Annotated in this window: 10 protein-coding genes; 8 read left to right on the top strand and 2 right to left on the bottom strand. The window is 61.0% G+C overall.

Translation table 11 applies throughout. The features are described 5' to 3' along the window. Positions 1-436 precede the first annotated feature (436 nt). Genes ABWI03_RS33790 through ABWI03_RS33775 form a run of 4 tightly spaced genes read left to right on the top strand, consistent with a single transcriptional unit; the run spans position 437 to position 3,742 of the window. Positions 437-652, top strand: coding sequence for a hypothetical protein (locus ABWI03_RS33790; protein ID WP_003941254.1), 216 nt, complete (start codon positions 437-439; stop codon positions 650-652). Beyond that, positions 653-955: a type II toxin-antitoxin system PemK/MazF family toxin gene (locus ABWI03_RS33785; RefSeq protein ID WP_003941269.1), complete on the top strand. Its 303-nt coding sequence runs from the start codon at positions 653-655 to the stop codon at positions 953-955. Positions 956-983: 28 nt separating this feature from the next. Then, positions 984-2,945 carry a hypothetical protein gene (locus ABWI03_RS33780; protein WP_232508925.1) on the top strand — a complete coding sequence of 654 codons (1,962 nt, stop codon included), beginning with the start codon at positions 984-986 and terminating at the stop codon, positions 2,943-2,945. Next, entirely contained in the window at positions 2,945-3,742 is a 798-nt protein-coding gene (locus ABWI03_RS33775) for a hypothetical protein (RefSeq protein WP_351645199.1), read from the top strand. The genes ABWI03_RS33780 and ABWI03_RS33775 overlap by 1 nt, the downstream gene beginning before the upstream one ends. 129 nt (positions 3,743-3,871) lie before the next feature. Here ABWI03_RS33775 and ABWI03_RS33770 read toward each other — a convergent pair whose 3' ends face one another. After that, positions 3,872-4,942 carry a PDDEXK nuclease domain-containing protein gene (locus ABWI03_RS33770; RefSeq protein ID WP_003941261.1) on the bottom strand — a complete coding sequence of 357 codons (1,071 nt, stop codon included), beginning with the start codon at positions 4,940-4,942 and terminating at the stop codon, positions 3,872-3,874. 298 nt (positions 4,943-5,240) lie between these two features. Here ABWI03_RS33770 and ABWI03_RS33765 point away from each other — a divergent pair, with 298 nt between their 5' ends. The 4 genes from ABWI03_RS33765 (at position 5,241) to ABWI03_RS33750 (ending at position 7,843) form a co-directional block, all read left to right on the top strand. After that, the gene (locus ABWI03_RS33765) at positions 5,241-5,576 is read left to right on the top strand and encodes a hypothetical protein (protein ID WP_003941266.1); all 336 of its coding nucleotides are present in this window, start codon (positions 5,241-5,243) and stop codon (positions 5,574-5,576) included. Between the two features lie 58 nt (positions 5,577-5,634). Continuing rightward, complete coding sequence (locus ABWI03_RS33760; protein WP_003941273.1) at positions 5,635-6,048, top strand: hypothetical protein; 414 nt, start codon at positions 5,635-5,637, stop codon at positions 6,046-6,048. A gap of 207 nt (positions 6,049-6,255) precedes the next feature. Beyond that, positions 6,256-6,765: a hypothetical protein gene (locus ABWI03_RS33755; protein WP_154100420.1), complete on the top strand. Its 510-nt coding sequence runs from the start codon at positions 6,256-6,258 to the stop codon at positions 6,763-6,765. A 412-nt stretch (positions 6,766-7,177) separates the two neighbouring features. After that, positions 7,178-7,843 carry an aminopeptidase P family N-terminal domain-containing protein gene (locus ABWI03_RS33750; RefSeq protein WP_209923606.1) on the top strand — a complete coding sequence of 222 codons (666 nt, stop codon included), beginning with the start codon at positions 7,178-7,180 and terminating at the stop codon, positions 7,841-7,843. 336 nt (positions 7,844-8,179) lie between these two features. On the opposite strand, the gene ABWI03_RS33745 is transcribed toward ABWI03_RS33750, so the two are convergent. Beyond that, entirely contained in the window at positions 8,180-8,674 is a 495-nt protein-coding gene (locus ABWI03_RS33745; protein ID WP_003941270.1) for a hypothetical protein, read from the bottom strand. Positions 8,675-8,865: the final 191 nt, after the last annotated feature.

The raw sequence follows: 8,865 nt of genomic DNA, 5'->3' as shown, positions 1-8,865 counted from the left end.
TCGCTCGACCCGACAGGCAAGGGCCAGGCACGATGGATAACGAGGTGGAAGCCCGCTCTGAACGCGTTTGCGATCACGTTCGCCGATCGTTGGCCAGGATCTGAAACTTACTGATGGAAATCCGCCGAAACACCGTTAAAGAGATAGACCCCCGGCACCGAAGAATTGCCCACCGTGTTCGCGGATTTCCTCTCCGATGCGCACCACCTGGCCGACGCGTTGGGCGTCGATTGGGAAGAAGCCACATGCAATGGGGAGGGGCATTACACCGCCGAGTTGTACGGCGCCGAGTAATCGGGGCACTGACGGTCGGACAATCCACGGACGTTCGGCCGGCAGTCCCCGGCACCGGGAGTCTCAGGGGCGGTGGTTGCAAGGAGATGAATGGATGTGGGACTGGTACCGGTTTACATCCCAATTCGGTATCATGATGGTTATGAGTACGCAGATCGCGGTACGGCTACCCGAGGACATCGTGGCGTTTCTCGACAGTGAGGTCAGCGGTGGGCGTGCGAAAAGCCGTGCTCAAGTCGTGCTTCGAGCGTTGGAGCGTGAGCAGCGTCGACAGTTGGCGGTCCGCGACGTGGAGATCCTGTCTGACGGCGCGGGTAGCGATGTGAATATCGCTGCCGCGCACGGGAAGAAGAACTGAGTGCGCCCGATCCACGAGGCGCAACTCGGAGATCTTTGTCCGGTGTTGGTCCTGACGAGGGAATTGGTTCGGCCCCACCTGGGGACGGTCACTGTTGCCCCCATTCGTTCGAAGGGGCGGGGGTTGTCGACCGAACTGAGTTTAGGTGAAGGCAACGGCGTCGAGGACGGATCTGTTGCCGACTGCGACGGGGTGACGACCATCCCCGTGTCGGCACTCGGTGCGAACCGAGGATTTCTCCTGCCGGCTCAGGAAGTGTTGTTGAGCAGGGCGCTGCGATCAGCATTCGATCTCGAATCATGAGGAAATCAGCAGCGAGGATGGGGGAGAGATGGTGGTGAAGAAGTGGGAGCAGATTCCCCTGTTCGACCTCGATCCTCCTCCGGTGCCCGAAGTTCATGGCGAAGGTTCTGAGCTCGATTCTGAACCAGCTCTCTTCGGGATCGAAGACGCCACGGCGCCGGATCCCGATGCTGACGTGATGGATGCCCGTGCGCCGATTGCGGAGGATCGTGTCGCCGCGGAACCAGAGGTCGAACCAGTGGCAGGCGAAAGCGCCCCCATAGCGCGGCAAGGTACGGACTCGTCACGGTCTTCGGATTACAACACGGAAACAGTTGTGCCCCAAAGCGAGCTCACTGCTGAGGTGGATTCGGAACCCACCGAGGCATCTGAACTCGACGCAACCGAATCGGGCACCCTTCCTCCCGCCAGCGAGGCAGCAGACGGCCACGCCGTCATTGTCACAGCAGCCGGCACCTACACACCGTCTGGCCACACACTCACCGGCCCAGTCGATTCCATCGAAAAACTCGACAAACTCATCAGATGGGCAACGCTCACCCCGCTGGGCGCACCGGCACAGATCTGGATAGTCGGAATCGAAGCTTGCGAAATGCTCGGATGGATCATCGACCCAGGCAGCGAAGACGATGTCGACGACATGGAAATCCTCCGCACCCGCGCTGCCGAAGAACTCACCGCGATCCTCCACGCCACGCTGACCCCCATGCTGACCGCAGGATGGGAACTGCGCGGAGAACCCGGCCACGTCGTTCACCTCTCCCGCACCACCGGGAACTTCACATCCATGGTCGACATTTTCATCGAACCCTATGTATGGACCTACTGGAACAAAGACTTCGGATGGGGCAATCGCGTGGGAGACATGGGAATTCTCGGATCACCCACCGCCGGAACCTACCTCCCCGACGACGACCTCCCCGCTGCGCAGGAACTGGGACGCCGACTCGCCTGGTGCGCACAACACCTCGGCGTGCTACCCGGCCCCACCCCCGCACGCACCGGCGCCGCCATCGTCGACAAGATCAAACGCGACCGCACCCGCAGCGGTAAAGGAATCGTCGTCACTGTCGGTGGACCGGTCCCACCGCTGGACGGCGAACCCCGCGGAGATCTCGAACCTGCCGCCGGTTGGACACGCATCCCGGACCTCGAAGAAGTCTCCGACGCAACACAACTGGTATCGATAGACCAACGAGCGGCGTACCTCGCTTCCGCTGGCATGCTCGAATTCGGCTACGGAAAACCTCGACATCTTCGCGGCGAGAACGCGCTCGACGCTGCGCGGCAATCGAAAACCCCGTTTGGGCTCTGGCGTGTAACCCTCCCACCGGGTGACATGCTGGCGCTCCCACCCGCTCTACCGTTGCCTCACCCACACATGCTCGCCGACCAACCTGTGCAGACCTGGATCACCACCGTCAGCCTCGATGCACTTCAAACGTCCATCGCCGATGGCGGAATCGGCGCAGAACTCGACGACCTCGACATCGCAGAAGCATGGGTCTACCCCGAACAGGGACGGGCCCTCGACAAGTGGGCGAAATTCTTGCGAGAAGCCCGCAAAGTTGCCGTCGACACAGGCGACACAGCAATGAAACGGTTCATCGGCGCCTGCTACAAGGGTTACATCGGCCGAATGGTCAACCCCGACATGTGGACCGCCAAACAAATGCAACACCACCACCAACCGCTCTGGCGAGCAGCGATCATCGCACACTGCCGCTGGCGAGGCCGCCGCGTCGCGATGCGCATCGCACGCGAAACCGGGCGTTGGCCACTGCGCACCGTCACCGACTCCTGGGTCTACCCCCTGCCCCCGGGCATCGACATCGCAGACGAGAGTGACGCACTCGGGAAAATGACTCTGGAAAAGAGCGCCCCGCTCACCGAAAACATAACCGTCATGCTGACCGACGCACGCGACACCCACGAGATCAACCTCGCACTCAAAGCTGCGTTCACCGACGAAGATGAAGGAAACATATAGTGGCCCTGCATCTTCCGAAACCGCGATCAACCAAACCCGCACAGAAGACCGTCGGCTTGGACGGACTCAACGTATCCGTCTCGACAGCAGCGACCAGTGGTGTCGAAAAATCGAAATCGGTCAAAAGTGGGGGATTGGCCGGACTCACCAGCAAAGTCTCCGTACGCCAGCTCCGTACCGAAATCGGTAAAGAAGGCCTACGGCAAGCAGCTGTCGACGCCGGGAGAAAGCCACCCTCTGACCGAACACTGCGCCGCTGGGCGCAGCAAGGACGAATCCCGCACCCCGACGTCACCGAACGTGCACAACGGCGAGCCGCCATCGAACGCCTCGGCGGAATCGACGCTGTCGCAAAGAAAATCGGCCGTTCACGATCAGGGGTCTCTCGCTACCGTTCCGGGGAAACGAACGAACTGCGCGCTGACGCGAAAAAGAAACTCAAAAACGTCAAAGCTCGCGACATCATGGACCGCGCCGGCGTCCTACGACCCGACGGGCAACCCAAAAAGGCCACCATCCGAGTCCGCGGGGGAGTGTCCGTCCGCAACGGTTCCGAAGAAGGTTACGACTATCGAGTGCGTACCCTCGATTTCGCGAACTCCGACAGCCCCTTCAGTCTCGACGAAACACGAGAACTCGCCATGGCTTTGGCCAACGACGATCATGCCCGAGTGGTTGCCATCCTCGAACGTCACGCCACGATGGATTACCCGGAAAACAAGGGATTCGACCAGTACGGCGACACTTTCGGATTTCACTTCGATTCCATCGAATCCGTCCACATCGACTGGACATAGAACTCCCCCTGCTCCTCGACGCACCGGGCGGGACCAGGCATCGCGTTCGCAGACCCTCGTGCGAAACACCGGTAGCGATCTCGGCACCAGAGGATATGTCGGCCAGGTTCGAAAATCGAATGGCGCCTCTCAGCCGGAGTTGTCAGGTTTGACGGGCAGTTGGGAGTCGAGTTCGGAAACAGTGGCTTCCACAGCTGCCGCGATCTCGTCGTCGGTAGGGACGAGATCGCGAACCTGGGAGGGGAGAGTCTCATAGGTGTAGTCGGCTACGGCGAGGGGTGCAGTTGTCCCGGCAAGTGAATACCGGACGACGTTGTCGTTGCGGCCGGCGCAGAGCAAGATTCCCACAGTCGGGGCGTGGATGTCCTTGTTGCGGAGGTTGTCGTCGATCCACGAAACATAGAAGCCGAGCTTCCCGACATACTCCGGCTCAAACCTGCCTACCTTCAACTCGACGACGACGAACCTCGCTTGCACCCAGTTGAAGAACAGCAAGTCGATATAGAAATCCTGATCACCGACCTCGAAATGGTACTGGCGTCCAACAAAAGCGAACCCGTGTCCCAGTTCGAGGAGGAACTGCTCCAGCCGACGCATCAGCGCGGACTCCAGCTCCCGCTCCGCGACACGTTCGGTGATGTCGAGAAAATCGAAGACGTACGGGTCACGCACCAATTGCTGAGCGAGATCGGAATCCTCGGCCGGAAGATGGTCCTGAAAATTCGACGGTGCCGCACCGATCCTGCGCCGTAAACCGCTGTTGATCTGATTTTGCAGCACATTGCGCGACCACCCGTGTTCAGCAGCCGTTGATGCATACCAGTCGCGGTCGGACTGGTTATCCAGCTTGTCGAGCAATACCGTCACATGACCCCACGGCAATTGGCCAACAGGTTGTTGGCCAATTGCATCGCGCCCCCAGATGCTCGCCATCTGCCGCATGTACTTCAGATTGGTCCGCGACAACCCACGCATGTCGGGAAAGGCCGATCGAAGATCGACGGCGAGCCTGTCGATCACCTTTGAACCCCAGCCCTCGGCCTCTTGACGCTGCACAATCGCGTGCCCTATGTCCCAATACAGACTGAGCAGTTCGGTGTTGACGATTCGGGTGGCGCGAACTCGCGCTTGCCGAACTTGCGACTTGAGATGGTCGAGAAGCTGGGCGTAGTCGGCGGGCAGTTCGGCTGGAGCATTCACCCATCCATCTTTACCCAGCGCTGCTGGGAACGCCCACCGGACATGCCCCCACTGGACACCTCAGCCCGCAGGAACGGCGACTCGGGCGTGCGCGCTAGACGCAGGATCACCCGGCCCTCGCACAGCTCAGTTCTTCACAGGGCGCATTGATCGGAGTGAATACGTCCAGCACCATAGCGGCCCTCACCTGAAATCGGGCGCGTCAGGCCTGTCCGCGCGCGGACAGGTACATCGTGTTCGCTGGTAGAGAAAGGTTCTCATGCCGTTCCTAGGTTCGACCATCCACCGTCCGGTATGCATGCTGATGACGGCAACAGTCGTCGCAGCCTCCATCGCTTTGATGTCGCCGGGCATCGCGTCCGCCCAATCAAACGGATGCTCGAAGACTTTCAACCTGTTCATCCCCGGAACCTGGGAAACCGCAGAAGATGCCGATCCCTCGATCCCGGTCGGTATGCTAAAACCGATCGCCCACAGCATCGCGGACACGAACGGTAGCGCGGCACAGGTCCACACTCTGCCGTACATGGCCCGAGCCTTCGACAACGGAAAAACCTACGCAGACAGCAAATCTGATGGTTTGACGAGGCGGGTCCGAGGAGGGTTTCCTTTTCAGCCCGCATCTCAAGCGTGACGCGTTCGGCGTTGCTCCCACAGATCCGTCGGGGCACGTGCGCCAGTTGGTAGGCAGCATGATCTACGCCTCCACGTTCGCCTCCTGGAAATTGCACAGCCCAGGAGCGTTCCTATACACGCTCATCCGTGATGGCGAAGCCGGAGGCGTACCGAATATCGGGACCGACTACCCGATGCTCGAGACCGCAGGCACGATCAAAGTGGTACCGAGCGGCCGAAGCGGCAGCTTCAAAATGGTTTTACTCCAATCCGACATTGCCGAGTCCGCACTGTCGATCATCGACTCCCGAGGGTCCCGAAACCGAGGCGAGGCGGGCAGCCTCCAGAGCTTGGGCAACCAGCGGGCCTACAGTCACGTCGAGCGGGAACGCGCCAAGATTGCCTCCGAGGCTGAAATTAACGGCCACGAGGAAGCGCGACTCATTGCGGCGCTGCGTGACGTAACTTCAGGCGGTGCTTTCGGTGTCTGACGACGAACTACCGATCAACGACGAGGTCCAAACCACGGAAGGTGCGATCGCCTCCTCACCCAAGGCAGACCAGGAACCGCAGCGGTCGGCAAGCAACACTTGCGATCAACACCGATTACCACTGAAGCTGAAGAGACAGGAACGGCGCAAGTAGGAACGCGCGACACTGTCGAGGCGCCTAGGGGCGACCTGCCGGATGATTCAGCGGTGTCGTCCCGGTCAGCTAAGCGCCCGGTGCAGAAGGGTGGTCGAGGAACGGACCCGGGCGCGGACCTTGAACGTCGAGTCGGCCGTACCGAGTTCAACGACGGTGCTCTGGTCAGGCTGCGTGTGCCAATCCGCGTCGACGCGGATTCTGGACGTGATGTTCTCACCGATATAGACGTTCTCGCGGTCGACGTCGACGGACGTCTGCGGATCTCGCGTTCGATACTCGAGTGTAAGAGCGGCAAGGGCCAGTCTGGCGAGCCTGACCGGCTCCTGTGGCTCGCAGGCCTTCAGCAGTTTCTCGGTTTTGAGCGCGCTGTTCTCGTGCGTCAGACAGCCTCACGCCGCGGCCGCGGCCTCGCCCGGCCACTCGGTCTCCGAACTCTCGACGTCGCGACGCTTGCCGGCCGCGAGGCAGCTCATGCCTGGCTGCCAGCGCGATTCGGTCACCTCGAGGGCGACGAGTGCGCGGCCGCTGAGCTCCGCACCGACACGCAGTTGAAGGGCTAGCGCTGCAGGGTATGCCAACTTACGTCGCCTGGCAGGTGACGGAGGTTCTCGACGAAGGTCAGCCTATTCCCGACCACGCGGTGCAGTTCGCCAAACATCTTATGTCAACGACACACGAAAGTGTGCTCGAACGCGTCGGTTTCGAGCACACACTCATCGACACAGTGGAGGGGGGCGGGCCTGAAATCGTAGTGCCACCTTGGGCAGTGCAGCAGTTCGCTGCAATCGGCACCCCTGCCGAGTTGATCGAGAGAATCGCCGCGGCCCACGCGGCTGGAGCGGACTCATGGTCTTGCTCATTCACCGGAACCCCTCAAGAAACTGCTGCAAGCATGACCCGCTTCGCCGAGCAAGTTATGAAGCCATTGCGTTCCCACATGGCCGCGTAGCGAATACCGAAAAGGACTTGATCATGGCAGATCTCAATCGAGACGTAATTGAGCGACTGTTGGACGCCAGTGCGGAAAGTGGGCTGGCGGGCGTACTGGCGTTATCTCCAGAGAATTTCGCGTATCTGGCTGGTTTTGCTGTCCCCTCACAGGAACCGCTCCGGTGGCGCCACGCGGCCGTGGCAGTCAACACCGACGGCCGAGCAGCAGTGCTGTGTGTCGACATAGAAGAAACCACTGTGCGTCACAGGCTTCCCGACGTCGATGCTTACGTGTGGCAGGAGTTCGAACAGAACGCGGTGGCCGTGATGGCTCAGATGCTTCGTGAGCTGGGTATGGAGAGCGGGAGCATTGGGGTCGAAACGGACTACATTCCCGCTAGAGATTACGAAGAGCTGACTGCCGCGCTTCCGCATGCCCAGCTACGGAGCGCGGAAAGAATGTTTGCGCTCCTGCGAATGCGGAAGAGTCGCCGGGAAGTGGAGTTGATCCGTGAACTGAGTCGCACAATAGATGCGGCCCTGGCCACCGCATTTGCGTCGGTGCACGAAGGGAGCTCGGAACTCGATCTCGCCGGAGCTGCCGTGGCGGCGCTTTCGCCGGCGGAGTCGACCGCGAACGCGGGATGGTCACCGCCAGCGGTGCCCGCAGCCATTTCCCGAACGTCCGCGCAACAGAACGACAATTAGTAAACGGAGATGTTGTTCGACTCGAACTGTTCGGGGTGAGCGGGCCGCCTCGACGAGGCCGTCGAGTTGTTTCGGTTCCGGATGATGCCCTACATGCTGTACCTGGCGCGCGGACGAGACCAGTTCAAGCCTGCGTGCTCAGTCCTGCTCGACAGCGACGGTGCTGGTCAGGAAGCTCGACGACAGATCCTCAAGGGTGGAGCCAAGGGCCGTCCGACCGTGACAAAAGATTTGAATGATGACCTTCTCTTGCTGCGCCCCGAAGCCGGAGTCGTGCCGTGGCGCCGTCCGTCCATCCCAGGTAGGACCGAAACTGATACGGGAGACCTTGAGGAGTCAGATCTTGGTTGGGTGGCCTAGTTTTGGACCGGGTGGTCTCAATCGATCGTTGAGTTGGTTGGGTGCCAGCTGGGTTCGGGTCGATCGTTCGGCGGTGCCGCGGCGGGTGGGGGTGTACACGCGGTAGGTGATGATGGTTCTCTTTCTCCGGCGGTCTTTCACTCCTGCGTGAGTGGATCTGTCCCGGATACCGTTGGGGCGGAGCGTAATCCGCTGGTCGCTGCGGTGGTGTTGTTTTGTGGTTGGCGGCGGCGGGTTAGGGCGTGTCCGTCGGAGCTTGGCCGCGGTGGTGAGGAGGTACCGTTCGGCGGCGGCGTAATCGGTGGTCCTCTTGCCGGAGGCGCTGGTGGTGCGGGTGATCAGTTCGAGGTAGCGGCGCCGAAGCGCGCGGGCGTCGGGTTGGCCGAGCAGGAATTCGGTGGCGGCGACGACCTCTGGACTCGGCGCGGTGTGTGTCGCTTTGGCGGGGGTACGCTTTTTCTTCGCGGTCACCGCGTGCTCGCTAGGTGTTGTGGGTATGGACGTTGCTGACGAGGGATTGAAGTAGACGGGCTGGTCCTCGGCGTAAGAATGGGAGTTGCGACATAGCCGTTCTCGACCAAGAAGGACCAGCCCTGTGACACACCGTAATGCTCCACTCACCGTGGAGGGAAGACGACGCCTGATCGAGCGCTGCCAGAGTC

Source organism: Rhodococcus baikonurensis, from assembly GCF_040489275.1.
GTDB classification, from domain to species: Bacteria; Actinomycetota; Actinomycetes; order Mycobacteriales; family Mycobacteriaceae; genus Rhodococcus_F; species Rhodococcus_F baikonurensis.
Note: the sequence above shows the minus strand (reverse complement) of the source record. Positions and strands in the feature narration are given on the sequence as shown.